The sequence below is a fragment of the Psychroserpens sp. Hel_I_66 genome (assembly GCF_000799465.1).
GTDB lineage: Bacteria > Bacteroidota > Bacteroidia > Flavobacteriales > Flavobacteriaceae > Psychroserpens.
Map to the genome: position 1 here is coordinate 2,936,789 of NZ_JUGU01000001.1, position 24,838 is coordinate 2,961,626.

Sequence of the window (24,838 nt, forward strand, 5' to 3'; positions counted from 1 at the left end):
AATCTAATTTAAACTAAAATCTAGTGTGAAATAGGAATTTTATCCACACGTTTTTGGTGACGACCACCTTCAAATTCAGTATTTAAAAATGTATCAACTATTTGGATGGCTTGTTGTAATGCTGTGAATCTTGCAGGAATACAACAAATGTTTGCATTATTATGTTGTCTTGTGAGTTCTGTAATTTCCTTGATCCAGCAAATACCAGCTCTAACGTGTTGATGTTTGTTGGCAGTGATTGCGACACCGTTGGCACTTCCGCAGATTAAAATTCCGAAATCAACCTTTTTATTAGACACATCTGTCGCTACCGGATGCACAAAATCTGGGTAGTCAACACTGTCATCTGTATTTGTTCCGTAGTTATTAACAGTATAACCTTTAGCTTTTAAATGCGCTAGAATAGCTTGTTTATACTCGGTTCCTGCGTGATCGTTACCTATTGAAATTGTCATCAATTTGAATTTTAAATTAGTTTCCGTGAAAATGGAAATCAACAGTTGTTTATAACCTCAAAGTTAATAATTGCTCATAACAAAACCGAGGGATAAACCACATAGTTATTCAAAATTAATAGGTTTGGTATTAACGTTCTTTTCTTCGGAAATAAGCTGTGTTAACATCCCTTGCCTTTTCTATTCATTACTTGTTAATAACTGTTCACAAGTCTTTAAAACTAAAATTAGGAATATCCAGTAAATTTTCCAATCAAAATGAAGATGGTCATATCCAAAAAAGTTAGCCCTTTTTTGCGATGAAGTTATTAGCATTGATTTGATAACATACTAACACAAAAATCTAAAATACTTATTAAGTTTGAGTTGTCAACATAGGTTATGAACAGCTGTTAATAGCGTTATAAATTTGATTATAAATCAATGTTTTAAACGTAAAGTTAATGTTAACTAAATATTAAGTACTTCTCATAAGTCACTTATCAAAGCAAACCTTTAAAAAGTTATAGCCACTATTAACAGACTATAATAACCACCATTTTATTTTTTAAATTTTAAAAGAAAAATGATGATATGTATATATATGTTGATAAGTGTGGAAATTATTATTTTTGTTTAAAATGAGAATTATTGTAAATAACAATTTAACAGCTCTTTTTCAATAATTTAACCCTATAGAAACACCATTAAAAAATTAAACCGTAGATTTGCATAAACTTAATAGCTTCTCTCCTCCTATATTAAGTTGAACAATAAAGAATTCCCAACACTTTTGGGAAATGAAATGATTACAAATTAAATGAGTAAAAAGAAACACAGGAAACCTTCAAACAACAAGATTTCCAACTTAACAAATACAATTCTAAGTATTTTAAAAAAAGATAGAAATTCAACCTTTAATTATAAACAAATAGCTGCTAAAATTGGTGTTAATGATGCCAGTAGTAGAAATCAAATTATAAAAAAACTTCAAGAGCTCAAAGCTAAGCAAGAGATTGAAGAAATAGAACGTGGTAAATTTAAAGCCATAGTTAATACCGAATATCACTTAGGTCGCGTAGATATGGCATCTAGAGGTGCTGGATATATTATTAGCGATGATTTTGAAGACGATGTTTATATCGCCTCAAATAACATGAACAAAGCCCTTCATGGTGATGAAGTTGAGTTTTATGCGTACAAACGTAGAAAAAAAGGTAAACTAGAAGGTGAAGTCACCAACATTATTAAACGCGCAAAAAGTGAATACGTTGGTGTGATCCAGATCCACCAGAAAAAGAATTTCGCCTTTGTAGTAGTTGATGGTAATAAAATGTACACAGATATTTTTGTGCCAATCAATAAAATCAATAAAGCAGAAGATGGTGACAAAGTATTAGTATCTCTAGAAGAATGGCCAGAAAAAGCCGACTCTCCTTCTGGTAAAGTTTTAAAAGTTCTTGGAAAACCAGGAGAACACAACACCGAAATCCATGCTATTTTAGCAGAATATGGGTTACCATTAGAATTCCCTCAAGAGGTTGAGGATTTTGCTAATAAAATAGATTTAGAAATTAAACCCGAAGAAATAGCAAAACGTCGTGATATGCGTAAAGATTTAACCTTTACCATAGATCCAAAAGATGCCAAAGATTTTGATGACGCCTTATCCTTTAAGGTTTTGGACGATGGTTTGTTTGAAATAGGGATTCATATTGCAGACGTTTCGCACTATTTACAGGAAGGAACTATTTTAGATGATGAAGCTTACGAGCGTGCAACATCTGTATATTTAGTAGATAGAGTCGTACCAATGTTGCCAGAGATTCTCTCAAATGGAGCATGTTCATTACGTCCAAATGAAGAAAAATATACGTTTTCTGCAGTATTTAAAATGAATGAAAAAGCAGAGATAAAAGACCAATGGTTTGGTAGAACGGTAACCTATTCTGATGCTCGTTTTGCTTACGAAGAAGCACAAGCCATTATTGAAAATAATCTGGGACTAAACAGAGCAGATATTTTAAACAACCCAGATAAAATAGATTTAACTATTCCTTCGGAAGTTTCTCTTACAGAAAAAGAATATAAAACCACACAAGCAGTTGCCCAAGCCACTTTGAAACTTGATGAGTTGGCTAAGATCATGCGTCGAAAACGCATGAACCAAGGAGCGATTTCTTTTGATAAAGTTGAGGTAAAATTTAATTTAGACCAAGAAGCAAATCCAGTAGGAGTCTACTTTAAAACCAGTAAAGATGCTAATAAGTTAATAGAGGAATTTATGCTTTTAGCAAACAAAAAAGTAGGAGAGTTTGTTGGTAAACAAAAGAAAACTTTTGTATATCGTGTACACGATGAACCAAGTGACGAAAAACTTGCTGCATTGCAAAACGTAGTTGGGCGTTTTGGTTATAAACTCAATTTTAAAGATAGAAAAAGTGTCTCCAATTCATTAAATAATCTTTTAAAGGATGTTAACGGTAAGAAAGAGCAAAACCTCGTAGATACCTTAACCATTCGCACAATGAGTAAGGCAGAATATTCTACAGATAATATTGGTCATTACGGTTTGGCATTTGACTATTACAGTCATTTTACCTCACCAATTCGTCGTTATCCAGATGTAATGGCGCATCGCTTGTTGCAGCATTATCTTGATGGAGGAAAATCTTTAAGTGAAGAAGTCTACGAAGAAAAATGTAACCATTCCAGTAACATGGAAAATCTAGCTACTAAAGCCGAAAGAGATTCCATCAAATACATGCAAATTCGTTTTATGGAAGATCATAAAAACGAGAATTTTGTTGGTGTGATTTCTGGTGTGACAGATTGGGGAATTTACGTAGAGATCATCGAGAATAAATGTGAAGGTATGGTAAGCGTTCGCGATATGAAAGATGACCATTACCAGTTTGACGAAGATCATTATGCATTAATTGGCAAAAATTCAAAAACCATGTACCAACTTGGTGATGAAGTCGTTGTTAAGGTAAAAGACACCGATTTAGTGAAAAAACATTTAGATTTCACATTGATAGGTAAACATATTGAGGAGTAATTTTTTTACTTCAGAAATATGATAAATTGAACAATTGTGCTATTATATTAGATATTCAAAAGAGAATATTTAATTTAGTAGCACTTCTTTTTTAGTTGTAACATTTCCGAAGAAAAGAGTACTCATATAAAAAAAATTAGACATGATTTTAACCACCACAAATTCCATCGAAGGATTTAAGATAGTTGAATACAAAGGGATTGTATCAGGAACATCTGCAGAATTGAAAACAAAATTCTCGTTCAAGACAGAAAAGAACTTAAGCATGATGGATGATTTAATGAGCCAGGCAAAAGAAAAGGCTTTTCAAAAAATGCAAGCGCATGCAAGCCAACTTAAAGCAAATGCAGTGGTAGGTATTACTGTAGATATTGAAACCGAGGCTGGATCTTATTTTTTTGTTTCGGTAACAGGAACCGCTGTTAGTGTTGCTTAAAAACTATGTTTCTTGCTCAAGTAATTTTATATAAGTACAATTTACTTACTTAAAACTGTAACAATTTACCTTTCTTTTCATCTTTACTACAGGAATCAAACGTAAATACATTAAAACGGAATAAGATGAAAACTTTTTATACACTCGCACTACTTTTTGTAACTTCAATTTTAACAGCACAAAACCCTAAAGAAAAGGATGTTGCCGATTTTAATGAAATTAAGGTCTACGATTTAATAGCAGTCAATCTCATTAAGTCAAACGAGGCAAAGGTTGAAATTACGGGAGATGACATACAAGATGTTGAGGTTGTAAATAAAGACGGGAAGCTAAAAATCCGTATGAAATTTGATAAAATATTTAACGGTGACCGCACATTTGTTTCGGTTTATTACAAACAGCTTGATATTATTGATGGTAACGAAGGTGCTTTTATCACATCCAACGAACTTATTGAGCAAAACCAAATACAACTTAAGGCTCAAGAAGGTGCACATTTAAAAATAGGTTTAGATGTAGATCAAGTAGATATTAGAGCAGTCACAGGAGGTATCGTAGAAACTAGAGGTAAAGCAATTTCTCAAAAGATTACACTTAATACTGGAGGTATTTATGAGGGCAAAGCATTTGAGACCAAGAATACAGCGGTCAATATCAAAGCAGCTGGAGAGGCAGATGTTAATGCGTCAAAAACGGTCGATGCTAGAATTACCGCTGGAGGTGATATTAAAATCTACGGAAATCCAGAACACGTAAAAGAAAAAACCACTTTAGGAGGTACAATTAAACGTATGTAGAAATGCAATGCTAATTGTAGTTGAGTTAGCGTCTTTTTTTTATTAGCTTTGTAGGAAAGCTATTTCCTAAACTATGTTTGATGATATATTAGCAGCAATTCCTTTTGGAATATTTCTCGCATTCACGATAGGTCCAGTATTTTTCGTGTTGCTTGAGACTGGTGCTACCAAAGGATTTAAAAGTGCTTTAATATTTGATTTAGGAGTTATTTTTGCTGATATAATTTTTATTGTTCTAGCACTTTATAGTACCAATAACCTTATAGATAAAATTGAGGATGACCCTAATTTTCTCATTTTTGGAGGTGTCATATTAGTGGTTTATGGTGTTATTTCATTTATAAAGACCTCTAAATCTTTTCGGTCTATTGTTAAAGAATACCATAAAGTTCAAATTAAAAAAAATGAATATGGTAAGCTTTTTTTTAAAGGATTTTTTCTAAACTTTGTGAACATTGGAGTTCTCATTGGTTGGCTTATATTTATTGCTGCAGGCAACACTATTACTGAAACCAAACAAGGATTGTATACTTTTGTAATTACCATACTCGTTGTATATTTTTTAATTGATTTACTTAAAATAGCTGCTGCAAAACGTTTAAGAAGTAAACTCACACCACGACTTATTTTTAAAACCAAAAAAATCGTTTCACTGGTTATATTAGGTTTTGGAGTATTGCTATTGATAAGAGGTATTTTTCCAAAAGGAGCTGAAAGACTTCAAGATGAAATAGAACATCGTTTATAAAAATATCTCGATGGCAAAAACCGAATACCGCATTTACGTCGTAGAATTATCAAAACGAGTTTATACTGAAAACAGAAAATTTAGAGACGCAAACCCTCAATTTAATGGTATTTTAGAATGTCTCTATGTTGGCATGACCAGTAAAACACCAAAAGAGCGCTTTCTACAACATAAAACTGGGCATCGCAATAAAAAAGGCTATAAGATTTCAGCAAATATTGTTGAAAAATATGGTAATTATTTAAGACCAAGTTTGTATAACCACATCAATCCAATCGCAACTAGAGCAGAAGCTCTAAAAATGGAAGAGACTCTTGCTTTAGAGTTGAGGAGACAACGTTATGCAGTATGGTTTAATTAAGAATTACTGTCAAAACAGGAATCTTGTAAAAAAATTGCACGTCTGCCATACCGCACTTGATTCGTAATCTCTGTAAAATTTAAACAACATTTAAAAATAAAAAACCTTTAACAAGCGTTAAAGATTCCTCTGAGTTATTGATTATAGTTTTTAAACCGCTATCATTCTTAATACAAATTTTCTTAAAATTTGATAAAAAAAAAGAGCTACTTAAAAAAGTAACTCTTTGAAGAGGTGTCGAGCGGATTCGAACCGCTGTAGTTGGTGTTGCAGACCAAAGCCTAGCCACTCGGCCACGACACCCTTTATAATTTTAAAAGGTTCTCGGTATTTCTAGCGAGAACGCAAATTTATAAAAAATTACCGTTTAACAAGACAAACCCTTACTTTTTTCGTCTTTCGGTCATTTTTATCGTTACACTTTCTACATCTCCACCTATTGGTGGATTTAATTTACTAACGCTAACCGTAGCTTTTGTTACCAATTTTTCTTCGGAAAAGATTCGTGTCAACATACGTTTTGCAACGGTTTCCAGAAGTTTTGAGGGTTTTTTCATTTCCTCTTTTGCAATTTTATTTAGCAACACATAATCCACAGTATCGTTGAGTTCATCTGTTTGAGCTGAAATTTTTAAATCTGCCTTTACCTCTATGTCCACACGATAATCACTTCCTATTTTGGTTTCCTCTTTTAAGCAACCATGATGCGCAAAAACACGTATATTTTCTACTTTAATTATTCCCAAAACGTTCTATTTTAAAACAAATATATGACGCAAATATTTAATAACTTTGCCTCATATTTTTAAAAATATGTCTGAAGAAACAAAATCGCTCAACTTTATAGAGTATATCATAGAAGAAGATTTAAAAAACGGGTTGTCAAAAGATGACCTACGCTTCCGTTTTCCACCTGAGCCTAATGGTTATTTACACATTGGTCACACAAAGGCAATTGGTATTAGTTTTAGTCTGGGAGAAAAATACAATGCTCCTGTAAATCTACGTTTTGATGATACCAATCCAGCAAAAGAAGAGCAAGAATATGTAGATGCTATTAAGCGTGATATTGAATGGCTGGGTTATGAATGGGCAAATGAGTTGTATTCTTCAGATTATTTTCAAACGCTTTACGATTGGGCAGAACAATTGATCAAAGACGGTTATGCATACGTGGATTCACAATCCAGTGTAGCTATGGCAGAGCAAAAAGGTACACCAACCCAACCAGGAGTTGATGGTCCTTATCGTAATAGGAGCGTAGAAGAGAATTTAGACCTTTTCCGAAGAATGAAAAATGGAGAATTTGAAGAAGGTTCACATATTCTACGAGCAAAAATTGATATGCAGCACCCAAATATGTTGATGCGTGATCCAATCATGTATAGGGTTTTAAAAAAGCACCATCACAGAACAGGTGATGATTGGTGTATCTACCCAATGTACGATTGGACGCATGGTGAAAGTGACTATATAGAACAAATCTCTCACAGTCTATGTTCACTTGAATTTAAGCCTCACAGAGAGCTTTACGATTGGTTTAAGGAGCATGTATATGGCTATGCAAAAGAAGAACTCCCAATGCTTCCAAAACAGCGTGAATTTGCACGTTTAAACTTGAGCTATACGATTATGAGCAAACGTAAATTGCTCAAATTGGTAGAAGATGGCGTTGTTTCCGGTTGGGATGATCCCAGAATGCCAACAATTTCTGGGTTGAGACGTCGTGGTTATACACCAAATTCCATTAGAACTTTTATAGAAAAAGTGGGAGTAGCCAAACGTGAAAACGTAATAGATGTGGCACTTTTAGAATTTTGTATTCGTGAGGATTTAAATTATGCTGCACCAAGGGTAATGGCTGTTTTAAACCCGGTAAAAGTAGTAATCACCAATTACCCAGACGACAAGGTAGAGTGGTTAGAGGCAGAAAATAACCAGGAAGATGAGAGTGCTGGTTTTAGAAAGGTTCCTTTTTGTAAGGAAATTTATATTGAAAGAGAAGATTTTAAGGAAGAAGCAAGCAACCAGTTTTTTAGACTGAAGTTAGGAGGAGAGGTACGTTTAAAAAATGCTTACATCATACAGGCAGAAGGTGTGGTTAAAGATTCCGAAGGAAAAATTACCGAGATCCATTGCACCTATACCACAGATACCGAAAAGAAAGTGAAGGGAACTTTACATTGGGTCTCTATTAAGCATGCTATAAAAGCAGAGGTGAGAGAATACGATCGTTTGTTCATGGATGAGGCTCCAGATAGCCATCAAGACAAAGATTTTATGGAGTTTATAAATCCAAATTCGCTTAAAATTATAGAGGCTTTTGTAGAACCTAGTTTGGCAGATGCGCAGGTTGGGGATCGATTCCAGTTTCAACGTATAGGTTATTTTAATGTAGACAAAGATTCTAAACCAGAACATTTAGTCTTTAATAAAATTGTAGGTTTAAGAGATTCTTGGGCAAAGCAAAAACCAAAAGCCCAGCAAAATCAAAATAGCAAACCTCAACAACATAAACGTCCTGCGATTGAGGAGATAAAATCATACGGTAAAAAGTATGATAGAATGAAAGATGCTGAAAGAGAAAAAGCGAAAGCTGAAATTCAAGAACTTGCAAAACAGGTGTCTTATGAAGATTTAGAGGCGCTTTTTGGAACCTCAGTTAAAAAAGCAGGAACAAGAATCATAACAATGATCAGTCTAGGTGTTTTATTGGATAACGGATTAGAAAAAAACGACGCTATCAATGATTTTATATCTAAAGCATTAGAAGACAAAAATGAAATTCTGGTAGCTGAGGCAAAAGCTTTATAAGGCTGTCATAATTCTTAGTTTAAAACCTCAAAGACCTCAACTTTGAGGTTTTTTTGTACATTTATAGAACTAACTATAATCAAAAAATCATGATTGAATTTAATTATTTAGCAATTTTAGTTGCTGCAGTGATCCCAATCGTATTGGGCTTTATTTGGTATAATCCAAAAGTTTTTGGAATCCCTTGGATGCGAGCAGCAGAAATGACCGAAGCCAAAATAAAAGGCGGTAATATGGCAATTATTTTTGGAGTCTCATTGGTATTATCATTAATGCTAGCCTTCTTTACAAACTTTTTGGTCATCCACGAATTTGGAGTATATGGTATGACAGAAGGTCAAATGGATGGTGCAACAACCCAAGCCTTTTTACAAGAATGGGCAGGCAAGTACCGTTCATTTAAACATGGCGCTCTACATGGTGCAATGGCAGGAGTGATGTTCGCATTGCCAGTAATTGGCATCAACGCCTTATTTGAAAGAAAAAACGCAAAGTATATCTTTATAAACGCAGGCTATTGGATTGTTTGCTTAGCAATTATGGGAAGTATCATTGCAGGATGGACTCCTTAATTTTGTAAATTTTTAACATTAATAGAGGCTGGAAATTGTAATTTTCAGCCTTTTCATTTTCATATTGATAGACTTCAAAATATACAATTCGGTTAGAGATTTACCACAAGCCTGGGACGAACTTCCAGTTGAGGACCTATTTTTAAAAACACCGTTTCTCAAGGCACTTGAAAACTCAAGTCCAACAAATATTTCTACGTATTATGTAGCCATTTTTTCTTCGGAAATTTTAGCAGGTATTGCCATTGTACAACGTGTAGAATTGTATGTCAACGACGTGTTTAGAAAAACCTCAAATCAATTTTTTAAGCGCTGCGGAAAAGTGCTCATCTCCAAAATCGTTAAGGGAAATGCACTAATTGTAGGTAATTTAATGCATACAGGCCAGCATGGATTGTATTTTAATTCAGATTATCTAACACAAGAACACTATTTAGAAACAGTTTCAGAAGGTTTAAGACTACTCTCAAAGCAAATTAAGGCCAAATTCAACAAAAAAATAAGAATCATAGCTTATAAAGATTATTTTGAAGATGACGAGATTCATTTGAGCGAAGCATATTTCCGAAGAGAAAAATTATACAAAGCCCATGTGCAGCCCAATATGATTTTTAAGGTGAGAGACCATTGGAAATCACCAGAGAATTACGTGGCCTCTTTTAATAAAAAGTATCGAAGTCGTTATAAAACTGCTAAAAAAAAAGGTGCAGATTTTGAGCGAAAAGAACTCAATTTGGAAACCATAAAATCAATGTCCAAAAAGTTATATGAATTGTATGAAAACGTGAGTGATAATGCAGGAGTCAATTCCTTTAAATTAGATAGCGATCACTTTTACAATTTAAAACTTCAGCTTAAAGAAAACTTTAAGGTTTTTGGATATTTTTTAAATAATGAACTTGTGGGATTTTATACTTTAATTTTAAATTTTGATGAGTTAGAGACCTATTTTTTAGGCTATAATCAAGAATTTCAGCATAGATATCAAATGTATTTAAATATGCTTTTTGATATGGCATTTTTTGGAATTGAAAATCGATTTAAGTCAGTCATTTTTGCAAGAACCGCAATGGAAATCAAAAGTTCCATTGGTGCAAAGCCATATCCTATGCAAATTTATGTGAAGCATACTAATAATTTTATTGCGAATACCGTTTTAAAATTGATAGTAAAATATGCTAGTCCCATTAGAGAATGGGAGGAGCGCCATCCTTTTTAAAATGTGAAATTGGCGTTAAAGAAGTATTTATGTTTTGAGAATATTATAAAATAACTTAACTTTTAAGAATATAAGATCCATAAACCAATTAAAGATATGAACGATAAAACTAGAAAAATATTAACCGATATTTCTACGGTTACAAGAGATATAGAGGAAAATTATCCTGAGTTACAAAAATATCTCGACGAGACACAAAGCACACTACCGCAAGGTGGTAATCAAGAAGCAGAGATTAATGAAAAAGAATTGAAATCTTATTTGGAAGAGCTCAAAAAAATGATTTCTGAGTATAATTCAAAGCATTAATCATTAAAATGATAAAACAAAAAAGCCTTTAGAATTCTAAAGGCTTTTTTTTGTACTTAAGATAATCTAGTCGTTTTTTGGTTTCTTCTTTGCGTTTTTCATTGCTTCACCAATTTGGTTACTGGCTGTAAAACTTGCTACCATGTCGTTTAACATTTGGCTACCAGCCTGAGGGGAATTTGGCAACAAAATAAGATTACTATTGGTTTCTTGACCTATAGATTGTAAGGTGTCATAATGTTGCGTTACCACAATAAGCGCAGAGGCTTCCTGTGAGTTGATACCAACTTTGTTAAGCACTTCTACAGATTCTTCAAGACCACGAGCAATCTCACGACGCTGGTCTGCAATACCTTGACCTTGTAATCGTTTACTTTCTGCCTCTGCTTTCGCTTTTTCTACGATTAAAATACGAGCAGCATCACCTTCATATTGTGCAGCTGTTTTTTCTCTATCTGCAGCATTAATTCTATTCATAGCAGCTTTTACCTGCGCATCTGGATCAATATCTGTTACCAATGTTTTGATAATGTCAAATCCATATTCTAACATGGCGTCATTAAGCTCTGCTTTTACAGCCAATGCGATATCATCTTTTTTTACGAATACGTCGTCTAATTTCATTTTAGGAACTTCTGCACGCACGACATCAAAAACATAAGACGTAATCTGGTCATGAGGATAGTCTAATTGATAAAAAGCATCATATACCTTTGCTCTAATTACACGGTATTGCACAGAAACCTTTAAACGCACAAATACATCATCAAGCGTTTTAGTTTCTATAATAACATCTAATTGTTGAATTTTTAAACTCAACTTACCTGCAATCTTATCAACTAACGGAATTTTTAAATGTAATCCAGACTGTCTAATACTGTGAAACTTACCAAAACGCTCAATTATTGCTGCAGTTTGCTGTTTGACTACAAAGAATGAGGAAATCAAAATAATTAAGCCAAAAAAGACAATAGGTATATAAATAAAATTTTCCATGAATAGGTTTTTAATAGTTAGTTAAAATATTGGATTACTAATTTAAGTTATATTTGTTCAATACACACATTGATGTCATGCAAAAAAAGCAATTTATCTTATTATTAACCTTTTGTATAGGGTTTGTCACAATAACCGTGGCTCAACACAACACTTATAAAATAAAAAACGGGATTGGTGTTATTGGTGGATTAACACAGTACGATATAATAACAGATAATTTTGAAACCAAAAGCGGTACTGGCTTTATTGGCGGTTTGGTGGCAACGGTAGATATCCCTCACAAATGGTATACGGTGAGCTACGGATTTCAATTCTCACAGAATTCTATAGAAATTACAGGAAGACCAAGTTTGACCACCATAACGCAAGAACCTATTGAATATGACATAAAAATGGCTCAAGTCGCTTTTTTGCTTCATGTAAAACTGTTATCAGATAATTTGACTTTAGATTTGGGTCCGCAATTACAATATAACAGCGAACTTGAACTAAAAAATGATGATCAGAAAAACTTTATCATTCAAGGTTATGACAATCTTTTTGCTGAAGATATTAGTGATATCTCCAAATTTAATGCTAATGGAGTGGTAGGTGCTTCAGCAGGAATAGGTAATTTTAGATTGCGAGCGACGTATAGTTACGGTTTTACAAATATCTTCGGAAAATTGAACGACAACGATTTTAATCTTAATAATGCAGATCGTTTTGAAGGAAATCAAAGCATGCTATCTTTTGCGTTGATGATTACGTTCTAACTAATTCCTGTAAAAACAGGAATCTCATGGTAAATAGTTAATATAAACTTTAGTTGTTTTGATGATTTCTAATTATTGAATCCAATTCACTAACCTTGGTTATTGTGACAGAAATATCATCAGATTTTACGGTTTTCCCTTTAGTGTAACCAATATAATTTCTCCAGCCTTCAGATCGTAAATCACGCCTTTTACTTATTAATTTATAAAGTGTGTCCTGCTCGAGAAGTTCAATTTCAGGTTTATGATTTTTTAATTTTAAATTAGGATATAAATCCTTCAATACCTTTTGCGCAATGTAATAATGTCCCCTTTTATTTGGGTGAACACCATCTGGAATAAATGTTGAATCTGCTTTAATCTGTTTTATATTTTTTAGAATACTATCGAGATGATGATGTAAATTAATCACTTTTAGTGATTCATTTTCCAGGCTCAATAACCAATTTGAGTAGGTATTAAGCACATTATTATAATCGTAATAAGGATTCCAATAGGTGTGGATCTCATCATCTTTTGAGACTCTATTTTGAATAGGATCTGCATCAAATACAGTTGGTGTAAGTATTATTAATTGTGCATGACGTTGTTCTACTTTAGATTTTAACTCTAAAATGCCATTTTTATAAGCTTCAAACCTAAGGCTATCCATAGGTTGATAATTTCCATCATTCATACCGTAACACGCTAAAACCAAATCTGGATTGATTTTGTTGAGCGCTCTATCTAATCGGTTATGTAAACATGGTCTTGGAAATTCACGACCGCCTTCCGAAGTTCCAGAAATCGTTTCACCAGACAATCCAATACTTATAATATCTAAACTGTCTTTTGGATACTCTTTCCGAAGAAAATATTCTATAAAATCAACATAGTGCCCATGTTGTGTGATACTATTTCCTAAGATGAGTACTCGCTTGTTATGTAATGGAAGCTCTTCTTTTACTTCATTTTCGCAAGAAGTAGTTAGTATTAAAAGGAAAACTAAACAAAATAACCGATTCATTTTTACGACAAATAATGATTTGTGTTACATAAATATAACACTATAAAATAGTTAAATGATATTGATATTGTCAATACTACTAGTTCGCAGCGATCAACGTATCAATACGTTTCACAGTTTCTGCCTTTCCAATCATAAACATAATATCAAAAACATCTGGACCTTGGAGAGCTCCAACAAGTGCTAAACGTAGTGGCATCATCACTTTTCCGAAGCCAATCTCATTAGACGTAATCCAGCCTTTAATGTCTTTTTGTAATGCCTCGACCGTAAAATCATCAATATGAGTGATAATTTCTTTTACTTTCAACATAATTGAGGCAGTATCCTCTTTTATTGCTTTTTTTGACGCCTTTTCATCAAATTCTTGTGGTGATGTGAAAAAGAAGTGGCTCAAATCCCAAAAATCACTTACAAATGTGGCGCGCTCTTTAATTAGGGCAACGACCATTTCTATGTAATTAATATCGATATCTTTTAATTCTGATCTATGATTTTTAAAGGCTACAGCTAACTCATAATCACTTTGCTCCTGCATGTAATGATGGTTAAACCATTTTGTTTTATCAGGATCAAAACGTGCACCAGCCTTATTGACGCGTTCCAGTTCAAAAGCGTTGACCAATTCATCGAGACTAAAAATTTCTTGTTCTGTACCTGGGTTCCACCCTAAAAACGCTAAGAAATTTAGCATCGCCTCAGGGAAATAACCATCTTCTTTAAAGCCTCTAGAAATATCACCAGTTTTTGGATCTTTCCACTCTAAAGGGAATACAGGAAACCCTAATTTATCACCATCACGTTTGCTTAACTTCCCTTTGCCTGTTGGTTTTAGTATCAACGGTAAATGCGCAAATTCAGGAGCATCCCAACCAAAAGCATTGTACAATTGGTAGTGTAAAGCTAATGATGGTAACCACTCTTCACCACGAATCACGTGAGAGATTCCCATTAAATGGTCATCCACGATATTTGCTAGGTGATAGGTTGGCATCCCGTCACTTTTGAAAAGTACTTTATCATCTAAAATATTGGTATCAATTTTAATATCTCCTCTAATAATATCCTTTAAATGTAAAGTCTCATCTTGAGGTGATTTAAACCTGATCACATAATCCTCTCCAGCGTCTAATTTCGCTTTTGTTTCGCTTTCAGAAAGTGATAACGAATTACTCAATTTAAGTCTATTGTGCCAATTGTAGATAAATGTTTTTCCTTTTTCCTCGTGATCTTTTCTGTGGAAATCTAAATCTTCTGCAGTATCAAAAGCATAATAGGCATGACCTTTTTTGATCAACTCCTCTGCATATTGCTTGTACAAATGCTTGCGCTCGCTTTGACGATATGGACCGAATTTTTCGTTTTTACCAACACCTTCGTCAAATGGGATTCCACACCAGTTAAGGGACTCTACAATATAATCTTCTGCACCTTCTACATAACGGTTTTGGTCTGTATCTTCAATACGAAGTACAAACGTACCGTTGTGTTTTTTAGCAAATAAATAATTAAAAAGTGCTGTTCTAACACCTCCAATATGTAAAGGTCCTGTTGGGCTTGGTGCAAAACGCACGCGAACGGGTTTGGTCATGATTTCTGTTTTGAAAGGTGTAAAGATATATTGATAAGATTAGAGAACAAAGAAAATAGAGTAGAGAGTAAATTTTACGTTTAAAAATTTTTAATTAATATTTAGGAAAAACTATTTATTTATCGTTTCAATGTAAAATGCCCTCTATACTGTTTCCCATTTTGCCTAATTAGTGTAAACCAATAGTCATTTGTTGGTAATGGTTTACCATTAAAAGTACCATCCCATCCAATATTGCTAGGGCTTATTTGTTTTATAAGTTTTCCATATCTATCATAGATGAAGATTTGATTTTGAGGTTCTTTTTCAGAATTGATTAATTGCCAATAATCATGATAACCATCACTATTTGGAGTGAAAAACTTAGGGTAATAAAGTAGATACACATCCTCTGTGGTTATACCACAACCATTTTTATCTCTAACGTAAACTGTGTACTCATCAATATTTAGATTAATGAACTCATTAGAATCTTGATAATTTACGCCATCTAAAGAATATTCATAATCACCATCACCAGACACAAAAACAGAAATCACATTATCGTTTTGCGTCCAATCTACAGTTTCAATATCGGTTATGACTGCAATATTTGACTGCGTGACTTGAACATTCTTAGAAGTTTCACAAACTACATCACCATAAACATTAGAAACGGTTACCGTATATGTACCTTCGTCAAATACAGTAATAATTCTTGTTGTCTCTCCAGTTGACCATGTGTAATAATCATAACCGTCGTCTGCAATTAAATCTACCGAATCCCCTTCACAGATAGGCCATAGAGCTTCCATATTTAAAACAGGTTGTTCGTTAACTATGATCTCAAAAAAAGTGGTATCAAAGCACGCACTATTGTTTACATTTTCTATTCTAATATAAATCGTTTGAGGATTTTCGGTATTTGTATAATTTGTTGGTAATGCGTTGCTATTATCATCTGCATCAGATTGTGTTAAATGATAAGTAATATCATTCTCTGTATTGGATTGACCATTCAAAATATCGTCTTCTTGGACTGTTAGATCTATAGTCTCAAAACCATCATTAACAGAATCGTCACAAATACTAATATCAACAGGTTGATTGGCTATTGGCAGATATGAAACACCTATAAAAAATGACGTTACATCATAACAGGATGGATTCTCAATATTTTCGACTCTAACATATAGTTCTTCGGAAGTTGATGTACTTACATAATTATTTGGCAAAGGACTAGTACTTGAATTGGCATCACTTTCCGAAGAAAAATAAAGCACATTATGGTTTTCTAATACTTGACCATTTAGCACACTAGTAGTATAATTTGTGAGATTAAATACATGTTCACCATCATTAGAGATGTCATCACATATAATTTCATTTGGAACGTCGTATGCTGTAGGCTGAGAACTCACAACAAACGCAATAATAGTTTCATCAAAACATAAAGCATTTGATGGATTCTCAATTTTTGCAGTGATGCTTTGTGTACCTGTAACAAAAGGATTTGGTAGCGGACTTGATAATGCGTTATTATTTTCATCAGTATAGGTGACAGTTGCATCGGTTTGACCATTTCTAATTGTGGTATCAATCGTGCTTGTATCAAAAGCAAACAACCCATCACTATCATCATCACAAACTGCAAATTCATTTACAGGATAAGCCACAACTCCTGCATCTATAATTATATCTATAGTTGTTATGATTTCGCAAGCTCCATTTGAATCTTGTGACGCAGTATTGGTCATCGTCACGTTAATAGTTTGAGAACCTGTAACAAAAGGGTTGGGTAATGGGTTTGATAATGCTACACCATTACCATCTACAAAACTCAAAGCAACATTGGTCTGACCTTGTAATAATTGGTCATTAATGGTAGAGGTATCTATAGATTCTACACCATCATTTGCAATATCACATTGTTCTATAATGATTGGACCATTATCTACAGGTACTGGTTCTACATGTAATGTGATGTGATTACCTAATGCTAAACAATCATTATTTACTGCACTATCTACTCTAATGTATATATCTTGAGTAAAAGGACTGTTTGTGTTCTCATGGTTTGAAGGATCTGGGATTGCATTAGTTTCTGTAAGAGCGTCTTGTTCACTTTCATAGTAAGTGATGATTAGTTGTTGACCGCTAGGAAATAACCCTTGGAGATCTGTTGTCACAGTACTAAAATCAAATACCGTAATTCCGTTAGCGTTATCTCCATCTAAGGCAGTATCACAACTATAAAAATCCCGTGTAAATGAGTTTGGTATTTGAGTTGTGGAGACTTGTAAATTGACCTCGGAAGTTCTAAAACAACCTTGAGCGTTTTCAACTCTAGCCCATATCACATCGTTACTTACATTTTGATTCACGTAAGTATCAGTGTTTGTAATCATGCTTGCTCCACTTTCTGCATCTAATTGTGTTTCGTAAAATGTTACTGTCTCATTAGCACTATTGGTTGTTATTTCTGTTATCACTTCATTTAAATTAAATACCGTAAAACCATCTAAATCATCATCACATTGGCCTAAGTTGACAATTGGTACAATTATTGGCAATTCGAGAACATTAATTTGAAACGAAGTCTCTCCCACACAATCTTGGTTGCTGTTATTAATAACCCTAATATAAATCGTTTCTTGAGAATTGGTGTTTTGATAATTCGCTGGAGTTGTAATTTGGTTTGCAAATGCTGCATCGCTGTAGTAATTAACGCTATATGTAGCAATAGATTGACCGTTTAGGATGGTCGTTTCATTTTCGGTTAAATCAAAAATGATGATTCCATCACTATCTGTACCAACACTTTCATTATCACAATACGATACCTCTGGCACATTTTGACTAGGCGTGGGAGATCCGAAAAGGGATATATCAAATGTAGTGATGGCCTCACATGATGTGTTTGATGCATTTCTAATACTAGCAATAATGGTTTCTGTAGCATACATATTCATGTTTACATATGCATTTGGATTACTTATCACTAAGTCATTGTTATAATCATCTATTGAAGCAAAATATACAATATCAAAAGTTGTATTACTCTGGCCATTTAGCACTTCTATATCTCTAGATGTTAAATCATAAGTATAAAACCCATCATTGTTGTCATCACATATAACCATATCACTAGGTTGATTTGCAATGGGTTGCTCATATATGATCACTTCTTTTGTTTCGTTAGAGGATTCAGTACCAACGGTAACAGTGAGCTGCACATTGTAGGTGCCTGGAGATGTGTATGTGTGCGTTGGGTTCTCGTCTGAGGATGTCATCGTATCTCCAAATTCCCATAGCAAACTATCATAAGGTTGTGAAATATTCGCATTGAATTGTGTCGTTTCTCCAAAGCATATATCTTCTACATCAAAACCAACCTGAAAAAAAGATTGTATAAATGGAGGCAACCCCAATCTACTTTTACGACCTCCGAGGGATAATTCTTCAAACAAATAATTACATCCTGTTCCAACTGTGTTAGGATTATCAATAACATCTAATAAAAATCTATTTGCTTTGGCAACATAAATTTTACCATTACTAGCCAATTGTAAAGAGCCATAAGGATCTGTTTCAGGGGTTAATTCTAATATTGAACCTATAACAGCTGAAGGTGTTCCAGCTTCAAGATCAAATTGAAATACACCAATACCTATTACAGAGATATATAAGACTTTGCTATTCGGCGAAAATTCAACACCATAAACTTCTACGTTACATGGTACGTGAGTATATAATGTTAGAGGGTTTGAAACTATTCCCGTATTAGCGTCAAAATCAAATAACTGTACTTCACACAAACCTTCACCTCTTGCTACCGCTAACTTTGTACCGTCTGGAGAAATTTTTATTTGTCCTAATACGCTCTGGACATCATCACCTACGTAAGTCCCAACTGGGCTTAAAACAGGAGTTATATCTATACCTGCTGAAGATATTTTATATGCTAAAAACTCATTACTCTGCCATTTATGAGATACCACCCAATATTCATTTGAAACCTCACTTTTTATGGCTGTAAGCTTCTCTGTTGTTGGTGCAAACATCAAAATATTCTTGTTTGATGTTAAACCACCAAATCCGCCATCTAAAGACATATCTACTTCAGAATATTGCAAGCCATTTGGTCCTGCAACTTCATCAATTGTAAAAATGTAATAAATATTTAAATCATTTGGTTTTGGAACGATAATAGCTGAGTGAGTACTAGATACATTACCATTTAACCCTGTACCATTAAGCATGATGTTATGATTTCTATTCCAAACCGTAACACCATCTGTATAAAATAATAGATTACCAGAAAAATCTGATATTGTTGCACAACCTTCATCAGTTATTAGTTCTCCATCAAATATTGGTACTGGAGAACCACTATTAAAGTCTAATCCAGCATTATCGCCAAAATACCAAATATTAGTTTCGCCTTGTGCAATGGTTTGCAGAGATGTGAGTAGAATATAAAAAAAAATAAAACGTTTTAACATGCTTGGTATTTGAGGCTTAGCAAATATATGTGTTTAATGTTATGGATGCAATTGTTGGTTTTGGCTTATTTACTTTAATCTATTACCATCTGTATCGGCACACGCTTATTCATAATCCCAAACCACAAAGGAGGCACCATCGCCAAAACCATAGAGGTTGGATAGCCAAATGGCATTTGCGGACTCTCGTCATGGCAATCCAATACTTGGTATTTTTTGGTCGATTTAAAATGGTGATCGCTATGTCGCGTGAGTTCGTACAGTACAATTCTCCCAATTACGTGGTTAGAATTCCAAGAATGGATTTCTTTAACACGCTCGTATCTTCCAGATGTTGTTTTAAGACGCAATAATCCGTAGTGTTCTATATAATTGACAGATTCTAATAATAGGATACCGATTATTGCAGTAGCAATCGCGAATAGAAACCCAATTTTTCCAAAGAATAAAAATACAGTCACCAAATATGAAATTTGAAGTAAAACATACCAAAACATATCGTTTTTTGGAGAAAAGAAGCCTTTTTTGTTGTTTTTGAGCAATTTTCCTTGAATTTTCCATGCTTTTACATATTGCCTATAGATAGATGTAAACCAAAACGAATAAACCGATTGGTTATAACGTGCGGTTGCAGGATCTTCTGGAGTTGCTGCGTGTAAATGATGCCCAAAATTATGTTCAATATAAAAATGCATATATAAAGACGGTAATAATAAAGCCTTGCCTAAAAAACGTTCATTCGTCGATTGTCTGTGACCTAATTCGTGAGCCACGTTTATTCCGTTAACCCCTAAAACGATACCTACGGAAATAAACATGCCTACCAATTCGTAAGTTTCGATTGGAGTGGTGGAGGCTTCGTAAATTCCGAAGAAAACCAACCCGTAAACTATTGGAAGATTGAGGTATAATAACCAATCAAAAATAGTGCGCTTTAACCTTTGGTCTACTTCTTCCGAAGAAAAATTTGTTGTAACCACCGGGAAAATAAGTTCTAGAAAAGGGATTAATACAAAGGCATAAATAGGTGTCAAATAAGACCAGCTCCCTTTTAAATAGAGGCTTACAAAAGCAACAATTGGGATGGAGAACGCAGCAAGATATTTGAGATCTTTCATTTAAATTTAATTCATTCCCTTGAAAAAGAGAAATAGTTTAATGTTTCTGTTAAACCTAAAATGTTGTGATTATAAACCTTGAAATTTAACACAACTCCTCGAAATTAACAGAATCTTACCAATTTTAGGCAATTACAGATGAAAATAAATTCTATATTAGTGAGTTATTTAACTATATGGCAGGACATTTTAAGCAAATTCAGGGCAAATTAGAGCAATTTATCAAACGGTATTATACCAATGAATTGCTTAAAGGAGCGATTTTATTTTTCGCAATAGGTCTGCTGTATCTTATTGTAACGTTACTTATTGAATATTTTTTATGGTTAAGCCCAATAGCTAGAACCATTTTGTTTTGGGTTTTTATCGCGGTGGAAATTGGACTTTTTGTCAAGTTTATAGCGTTTCCTTTGGCAAAACTATTCAAGCTTCAAAAAGGAATCGATTACGAAGAGGCTTCAAAAATTATTGGTAATCATTTTCCTGAAGTTAACGACAAACTGTTGAATGTTTTACAGTTAAATCAAAATACTGCACAATCGGAACTTCTGAAAGCTAGTATTGAGCAGAAATCTGATGAATTGAGCCCAATTCCTTTTAAATTGGCCATTAATTTTAAGAAAAACGCAAAGTATCTAAAATATGCAGCAATACCAATAGCGATTTTATTACTGTCTTTTGCAACCGGAAAAATCAATTGGTTTAGTGATAGTTATGAACGTGTTGTTAATTACAATACTGCTTATGAGCCACCAGCACCATTTCAGTTTTTTGTGGTCAATGAAGATCTAAGCGCTATTGAAAATAAAGATTTTAAAGTTACGGTGAATACTGCAGGAGAGATTATCCCTAATAATGCTCAAATCCATTTCAACGGACAGTCATTTTTTATGCAGCAAACTGCTCCAGGACAGTTTGAATATGTGTTTGCGCAACCAAAAGAAGCAATATCATTTAGTTTATCGGCAAATGATGTAGTATCTAAAAATTATACGGTAGACATTATAAAAGTGCCAACGCTCGTCAATTTTGAAATGGTTTTAGATTATCCCGCTTACACCAAAAAGCAAGACGAGGTTTTAAAAAGCACTGGAAACTCTACCATCCCAGAAGGCACAAATGTGACATGGAGAGTAAATACAAAATCTACAGACGAGGTGGTGTTTTATTCTAAGGATACGGTTGTGTTTGAGCCAATCGATAAAGGAAGATTTGAAGCTTCAAAGCGTATTTATAACAATACCGATTATAACATTACTACAAGTAATAAGCAATTAAGAGATTATGAAAATTTAGCATTTTCCATCAATGTGATAAAGGATAATTATCCTGAAATGAATATTAAAATGGAAAAAGATTCGCTAGATAATCAAACATTATATTTCTTAGGTCAAGTAAGTGACGATTATGGTTTGAGTAAACTTCAAATGGTATATTACCCAAGTAAAAATCCAGAGGATAAGTCATACGAAGTGATGAACGTTTCAAAATCCAATTTTGATGAGTTTGTGAGCGCATTTCCAAACCAGTTAAATCTGGAAGATGGAGTGGATTATGAACTATACTTTCAGGTATTTGATAATGATGCCATCCATAATTATAAAAGTTCAAAAAGTTCGGTGTTTAGCTATAGAAAACTCACTAAAGATGAGGAAGAGCAAAAGCAATTAAACGAGCAAAACGAAACGATTAAGGATATTAGCAAAACGTTTGAAAAACTAAAGGATCAAGACAAAGAATTAAAAGAGTTGTCTAAAACCCAAAAAGAGAAAGAGGAGCTTAATTTTAACGACAAAAAGAAATTTGAAAACTTTTTAAAACGTCAGAAAGAGCAGGAGCAACTGATGAAAAATTTTAATAAAAAATTAAAAGAGAACATTGAAGAGTTTCAAAATGAGGATAAAGAAAAAGATCAGTTTAAAGAAGATCTTCAAAAGCGGTTAGAAGAAAATGAAGAACAACTCAAAAAGGATGAGAAATTATTGGAAGAGTTGGAGAAGATGAAAGATAAAATCAATAAAGAAGAATTTACCCAAAAACTTGAAGAGTTAGCAAAACAGAATAAAAACAAAGAGAAAAGCTTAAAGCAGCTTTTAGAATTAACAAAACGTTTTTACGTTGCTAAAAAAGCTGAAAAGCTAATGAAGGATTTAGAGAATCTTGCAGAAGAGCAGGAGAAACTTTCCGAAGAAACGAAAGAAAAGAATACTAAAGAAGAGCAGGAAAAGCTAAATGAGAAGTTTGAGGATTTCCAAAAACAAATGGAAGAACTCGAAAAAGAGAATAAAGAGCTCAAAAAACCAATGGATCTACCTCAGGACAAACCTACCGAAGATTCCATAAAACAAGATCAAAAAGAGGCTACAGAAGCTTTAGAGGAACAGAAAGAGCAAGATCAACAAGAGGGAAGCGAACCTCAAGAGCCACAAGAAAAGCCAGAAGGTGAACCGCAGGATAGTCCTCAAGGTCCTCAGCAAAAAGCTAAGAAAAAGCAAAAGCAGGCTGCCAAGAAAATGAAAGAAATGACGCAGCAAATGGCCCAGGCGATGTCAATGGGTGGTGGTGAACAAATGCAGGAAGATATTGACGTGCTGCGTCAAATCTTGGACAATCTTGTGCTATTTTCTTTTGATCAAGAAAACTTAATGAACGATTTTAAGTCTATCGAAGTCAATCACAATGAATACGGTAAATTTCTTCGGAAACAAAACAACTTAAGAGAACATTTTGAGCATATTGATGATAGTTTGTTTGCATTATCATTGCGTCAACCAGCTATTTCAGAAACGGTGAATACTCAAATTACAGATGTATTCTTTTATATTGACAAAACACTTAATCAACTATCTGAAAATCAGTTATATCAAGGTGTTTCATCACAACAGTACACCGTTACAGCGACCAATGAATTGGCTAGTTTTTTAAGTGATGTTCTTGATAATATGAATCAGGAAATGAACCCGTCAATGGGTCAAGGTCAAGGACAAGGTGAACAACTCCCAGATATTATTATGAGTCAAGAAGAACTCAATAAAAAGATGGAAGAAGGCATGAAAAAAGGGGAAGGAAAAAAGCCGAAGGATGGAGAAGAAGGAGAAAGTGGCAAAGGTAAAGAAGGAGAGAAAGAGGGAGAAGATGGAAAGCCAAAAGGAGGCAAAGAAGGAAAGAATGGAAAAGAAGGTGAGAAAAAAGGCGAGGGAGAAGGAAAAGGAGGAGAAGGACAGGGAGAAGGAGAAAGTGAAATGCAAAACGGTGAGCTATATGAGATTTATCAAAAACAGCAGCAATTACGTCAGGCTTTAGAAAAGCGATTGGAAAAAGATGGTTTAAAAGGTGGTCCTGGCGGTCAATTATTAAAAGACATGGAAGAGATTGAATTAGATCTCATCAATAAAGGCTTTACAAATCAAACATTGCAAAAAATGATGGAATTACAACACCAATTGCTCAAGTTGGAAAACGCCACATTTATGCAGGGACAGGATGACAAGCGTAAATCTGAAACGAATAATAAAACGTACGATAACACGGTTCCCAATCAAATCCCAAAGGCCAAAGAATATTTTAATACTACCGAAATTTTAAACCGACAAGCATTACCTTTGCAGCAGGTTTACAAAAAGAAAGTTCAAGAGTATTTTAAAAAAGCAAATGATTAGTTTTAATTACGAGACCGATTTCAAATTGGAAGATGAAACAAGGCTTTCAAAATGGATATCAAAAACCATTTCTTCGGAAAATTGTAATGAAGGAGAAATTAATTTTATTTTTTGTGATGACGATTATCTGCACAAATTAAATGTGGAATTTCTAGAACACGATACCTTAACTGATATTATTAGTTTTGATTATTCAGTCGGAAAAGAGCTACATGGCGATGTTTATATTTCTGTTGAAAGAGTAGCAGATAACGCAAAAGATTATGATGTAGAAATTTCCGAAGAATTACATCGTGTAATGATTCATGGCATTTTACATTATTGCGGTTACAAAGACAAAAGTGACGAAGACTCAAAACTTATGAGGGCAAAAGAAAATCACTACCTAAGCGCAATGGATTGATATATTAGTATTTCAATGTATATTTGCAAACCAAAATTTAAAAACACAGTGTTCCACGTGGAACAATAATCA

At 33.7% G+C, this 24,838-nt stretch carries 19 protein-coding genes and 1 tRNA gene; 12 read left to right on the top strand and 8 right to left on the bottom strand.

Annotated elements, in window-relative coordinates:
* Positions 1-20: 20 nt before the first annotated feature.
* Complete coding sequence (gene rpiB / locus GQ40_RS13020) at positions 21-455, bottom strand: ribose 5-phosphate isomerase B (RefSeq protein ID WP_047549184.1); 435 nt, start codon at positions 453-455, stop codon at positions 21-23.
* A 799-nt stretch (positions 456-1,254) separates the two neighbouring features.
* On the opposite strand from rpiB, the gene GQ40_RS13025 reads away from it, so the two are divergent.
* The 5 genes from GQ40_RS13025 to GQ40_RS13045 all read left to right on the top strand — a co-directional run bounded on the left by GQ40_RS13025 (position 1,255) and on the right by GQ40_RS13045 (position 5,837).
* A complete protein-coding gene (locus tag GQ40_RS13025) occupies positions 1,255-3,495 on the top strand; it encodes a ribonuclease R family protein (RefSeq protein ID WP_047549187.1) in 2,241 nt (746 codons plus the stop codon).
* Between the two features lie 142 nt (positions 3,496-3,637).
* The gene (locus GQ40_RS13030) at positions 3,638-3,931 is read left to right on the top strand and encodes a YbjQ family protein (RefSeq protein WP_047549190.1); all 294 of its coding nucleotides are present in this window, start codon (positions 3,638-3,640) and stop codon (positions 3,929-3,931) included.
* A 125-nt stretch (positions 3,932-4,056) separates the two neighbouring features.
* Positions 4,057-4,728: a head GIN domain-containing protein gene (locus GQ40_RS13035; protein ID WP_047549192.1), complete on the top strand. Its 672-nt coding sequence runs from the start codon at positions 4,057-4,059 to the stop codon at positions 4,726-4,728.
* Between the two features lie 73 nt (positions 4,729-4,801).
* Complete coding sequence (locus tag GQ40_RS13040) at positions 4,802-5,476, top strand: LysE family translocator (protein ID WP_047549194.1); 675 nt, start codon at positions 4,802-4,804, stop codon at positions 5,474-5,476.
* 10 nt (positions 5,477-5,486) lie between these two features.
* Positions 5,487-5,837, top strand: a complete 351-nt coding sequence (locus GQ40_RS13045) for a hypothetical protein (protein ID WP_047549197.1) — start codon at positions 5,487-5,489, stop codon at positions 5,835-5,837.
* Between the two features lie 232 nt (positions 5,838-6,069).
* Here GQ40_RS13045 and GQ40_RS13050 read toward each other — a convergent pair.
* A tRNA-Cys gene (locus GQ40_RS13050) sits at positions 6,070-6,140 on the bottom strand.
* A gap of 80 nt (positions 6,141-6,220) precedes the next feature.
* Positions 6,221-6,583: a dihydroneopterin aldolase gene (gene folB / locus GQ40_RS13055; protein WP_047549200.1), complete on the bottom strand. Its 363-nt coding sequence runs from the start codon at positions 6,581-6,583 to the stop codon at positions 6,221-6,223.
* A gap of 67 nt (positions 6,584-6,650) precedes the next feature.
* On the opposite strand from folB, the gene GQ40_RS13060 reads away from it, so the two are divergent.
* The 4 genes from GQ40_RS13060 to GQ40_RS13075 all read left to right on the top strand — a co-directional run bounded on the left by GQ40_RS13060 (position 6,651) and on the right by GQ40_RS13075 (position 10,751).
* Positions 6,651-8,651, top strand: a complete 2,001-nt coding sequence (locus GQ40_RS13060) for a glutamine--tRNA ligase/YqeY domain fusion protein (protein ID WP_047549204.1) — start codon at positions 6,651-6,653, stop codon at positions 8,649-8,651.
* An 89-nt stretch (positions 8,652-8,740) separates the two neighbouring features.
* Positions 8,741-9,223, top strand: coding sequence for a DUF1761 domain-containing protein (locus tag GQ40_RS13065; protein ID WP_231565577.1), 483 nt, complete (start codon positions 8,741-8,743; stop codon positions 9,221-9,223).
* 64 nt (positions 9,224-9,287) lie between these two features.
* Positions 9,288-10,442 (top strand): hypothetical protein, encoded by a 1,155-nt coding sequence (locus GQ40_RS13070; RefSeq protein ID WP_047549207.1) that lies wholly within the window; start codon positions 9,288-9,290, stop codon positions 10,440-10,442.
* A 96-nt stretch (positions 10,443-10,538) separates the two neighbouring features.
* The gene (locus GQ40_RS13075) at positions 10,539-10,751 is read left to right on the top strand and encodes a hypothetical protein (protein ID WP_047549209.1); all 213 of its coding nucleotides are present in this window, start codon (positions 10,539-10,541) and stop codon (positions 10,749-10,751) included.
* A 66-nt stretch (positions 10,752-10,817) separates the two neighbouring features.
* Here the strand turns inward: GQ40_RS13075 and GQ40_RS13080 are convergent, their stop codons facing one another.
* Positions 10,818-11,747, bottom strand: coding sequence for an SPFH domain-containing protein (locus tag GQ40_RS13080; RefSeq protein WP_047549212.1), 930 nt, complete (start codon positions 11,745-11,747; stop codon positions 10,818-10,820).
* Positions 11,748-11,824: 77 nt separating this feature from the next.
* Between GQ40_RS13080 and GQ40_RS13085 the strand changes: the two genes are divergently transcribed.
* Positions 11,825-12,505 carry an outer membrane beta-barrel protein gene (locus GQ40_RS13085; protein WP_047549216.1) on the top strand — a complete coding sequence of 227 codons (681 nt, stop codon included), beginning with the start codon at positions 11,825-11,827 and terminating at the stop codon, positions 12,503-12,505.
* Between the two features lie 49 nt (positions 12,506-12,554).
* Here the strand turns inward: GQ40_RS13085 and GQ40_RS13090 are convergent, their stop codons facing one another.
* From GQ40_RS13090 to GQ40_RS13105, 4 genes are all read right to left on the bottom strand, one after another.
* Positions 12,555-13,511, bottom strand: a complete 957-nt coding sequence (locus GQ40_RS13090; protein ID WP_052184258.1) for an SGNH/GDSL hydrolase family protein — start codon at positions 13,509-13,511, stop codon at positions 12,555-12,557.
* A gap of 79 nt (positions 13,512-13,590) precedes the next feature.
* Complete coding sequence (gene gltX, locus GQ40_RS13095; RefSeq protein WP_047549219.1) at positions 13,591-15,102, bottom strand: glutamate--tRNA ligase; 1,512 nt, start codon at positions 15,100-15,102, stop codon at positions 13,591-13,593.
* Between the two features lie 119 nt (positions 15,103-15,221).
* Positions 15,222-19,586, bottom strand: a complete 4,365-nt coding sequence (locus GQ40_RS13100; RefSeq protein ID WP_047549222.1) for a T9SS C-terminal target domain-containing protein — start codon at positions 19,584-19,586, stop codon at positions 15,222-15,224.
* Between the two features lie 74 nt (positions 19,587-19,660).
* Positions 19,661-20,704 carry an alkane 1-monooxygenase gene (locus GQ40_RS13105; RefSeq protein WP_047549225.1) on the bottom strand — a complete coding sequence of 348 codons (1,044 nt, stop codon included), beginning with the start codon at positions 20,702-20,704 and terminating at the stop codon, positions 19,661-19,663.
* A gap of 176 nt (positions 20,705-20,880) precedes the next feature.
* On the opposite strand from GQ40_RS13105, the gene GQ40_RS13110 reads away from it, so the two are divergent.
* Together GQ40_RS13110 and ybeY are read left to right on the top strand one after the other, a co-directional pair.
* Complete coding sequence (locus GQ40_RS13110; RefSeq protein WP_047549228.1) at positions 20,881-24,363, top strand: DUF4175 family protein; 3,483 nt, start codon at positions 20,881-20,883, stop codon at positions 24,361-24,363.
* Positions 24,356-24,766, top strand: a complete 411-nt coding sequence (gene ybeY / locus GQ40_RS13115) for an rRNA maturation RNase YbeY (RefSeq protein ID WP_047549231.1) — start codon at positions 24,356-24,358, stop codon at positions 24,764-24,766. The genes GQ40_RS13110 and ybeY overlap by 8 nt, the downstream gene beginning before the upstream one ends.
* The last annotated feature ends 72 nt before the right edge of the window (positions 24,767-24,838 follow it).

What these genes read in the sequence shown, in the direction of transcription:
- GQ40_RS13085 (WP_047549216.1), top strand. Translation starts at nt 11,825, where the DNA reads ATGCAAAAAAAGCAATTTATCTTATTATTAACCTTTTGTATAGGGTTT.
- gltX (WP_047549219.1), bottom strand. Translation starts at nt 15,102, where the DNA reads ATGACCAAACCCGTTCGCGTGCGTTTTGCACCAAGCCCAACAGGACCT.
- GQ40_RS13080 (WP_047549212.1), bottom strand. Translation starts at nt 11,747, where the DNA reads ATGGAAAATTTTATTTATATACCTATTGTCTTTTTTGGCTTAATTATT.
- GQ40_RS13100 (WP_047549222.1), bottom strand. Translation starts at nt 19,586, where the DNA reads ATGTTAAAACGTTTTATTTTTTTTTATATTCTACTCACATCTCTGCAA.
- GQ40_RS13065 (WP_231565577.1), top strand. Translation starts at nt 8,741, where the DNA reads ATGATTGAATTTAATTATTTAGCAATTTTAGTTGCTGCAGTGATCCCA.
- GQ40_RS13045 (WP_047549197.1), top strand. Translation starts at nt 5,487, where the DNA reads ATGGCAAAAACCGAATACCGCATTTACGTCGTAGAATTATCAAAACGA.
- GQ40_RS13075 (WP_047549209.1), top strand. Translation starts at nt 10,539, where the DNA reads ATGAACGATAAAACTAGAAAAATATTAACCGATATTTCTACGGTTACA.
- ybeY (WP_047549231.1), top strand. Translation starts at nt 24,356, where the DNA reads ATGATTAGTTTTAATTACGAGACCGATTTCAAATTGGAAGATGAAACA.
- GQ40_RS13040 (WP_047549194.1), top strand. Translation starts at nt 4,802, where the DNA reads ATGTTTGATGATATATTAGCAGCAATTCCTTTTGGAATATTTCTCGCA.
- GQ40_RS13030 (WP_047549190.1), top strand. Translation starts at nt 3,638, where the DNA reads ATGATTTTAACCACCACAAATTCCATCGAAGGATTTAAGATAGTTGAA.
- GQ40_RS13110 (WP_047549228.1), top strand. Translation starts at nt 20,881, where the DNA reads ATGGCAGGACATTTTAAGCAAATTCAGGGCAAATTAGAGCAATTTATC.
- GQ40_RS13035 (WP_047549192.1), top strand. Translation starts at nt 4,057, where the DNA reads ATGAAAACTTTTTATACACTCGCACTACTTTTTGTAACTTCAATTTTA.
- GQ40_RS13025 (WP_047549187.1), top strand. Translation starts at nt 1,255, where the DNA reads ATGAGTAAAAAGAAACACAGGAAACCTTCAAACAACAAGATTTCCAAC.
- GQ40_RS13060 (WP_047549204.1), top strand. Translation starts at nt 6,651, where the DNA reads ATGTCTGAAGAAACAAAATCGCTCAACTTTATAGAGTATATCATAGAA.
- rpiB (WP_047549184.1), bottom strand. Translation starts at nt 455, where the DNA reads ATGACAATTTCAATAGGTAACGATCACGCAGGAACCGAGTATAAACAA.
- GQ40_RS13105 (WP_047549225.1), bottom strand. Translation starts at nt 20,704, where the DNA reads ATGAAAGATCTCAAATATCTTGCTGCGTTCTCCATCCCAATTGTTGCT.
- GQ40_RS13090 (WP_052184258.1), bottom strand. Translation starts at nt 13,511, where the DNA reads ATGAATCGGTTATTTTGTTTAGTTTTCCTTTTAATACTAACTACTTCT.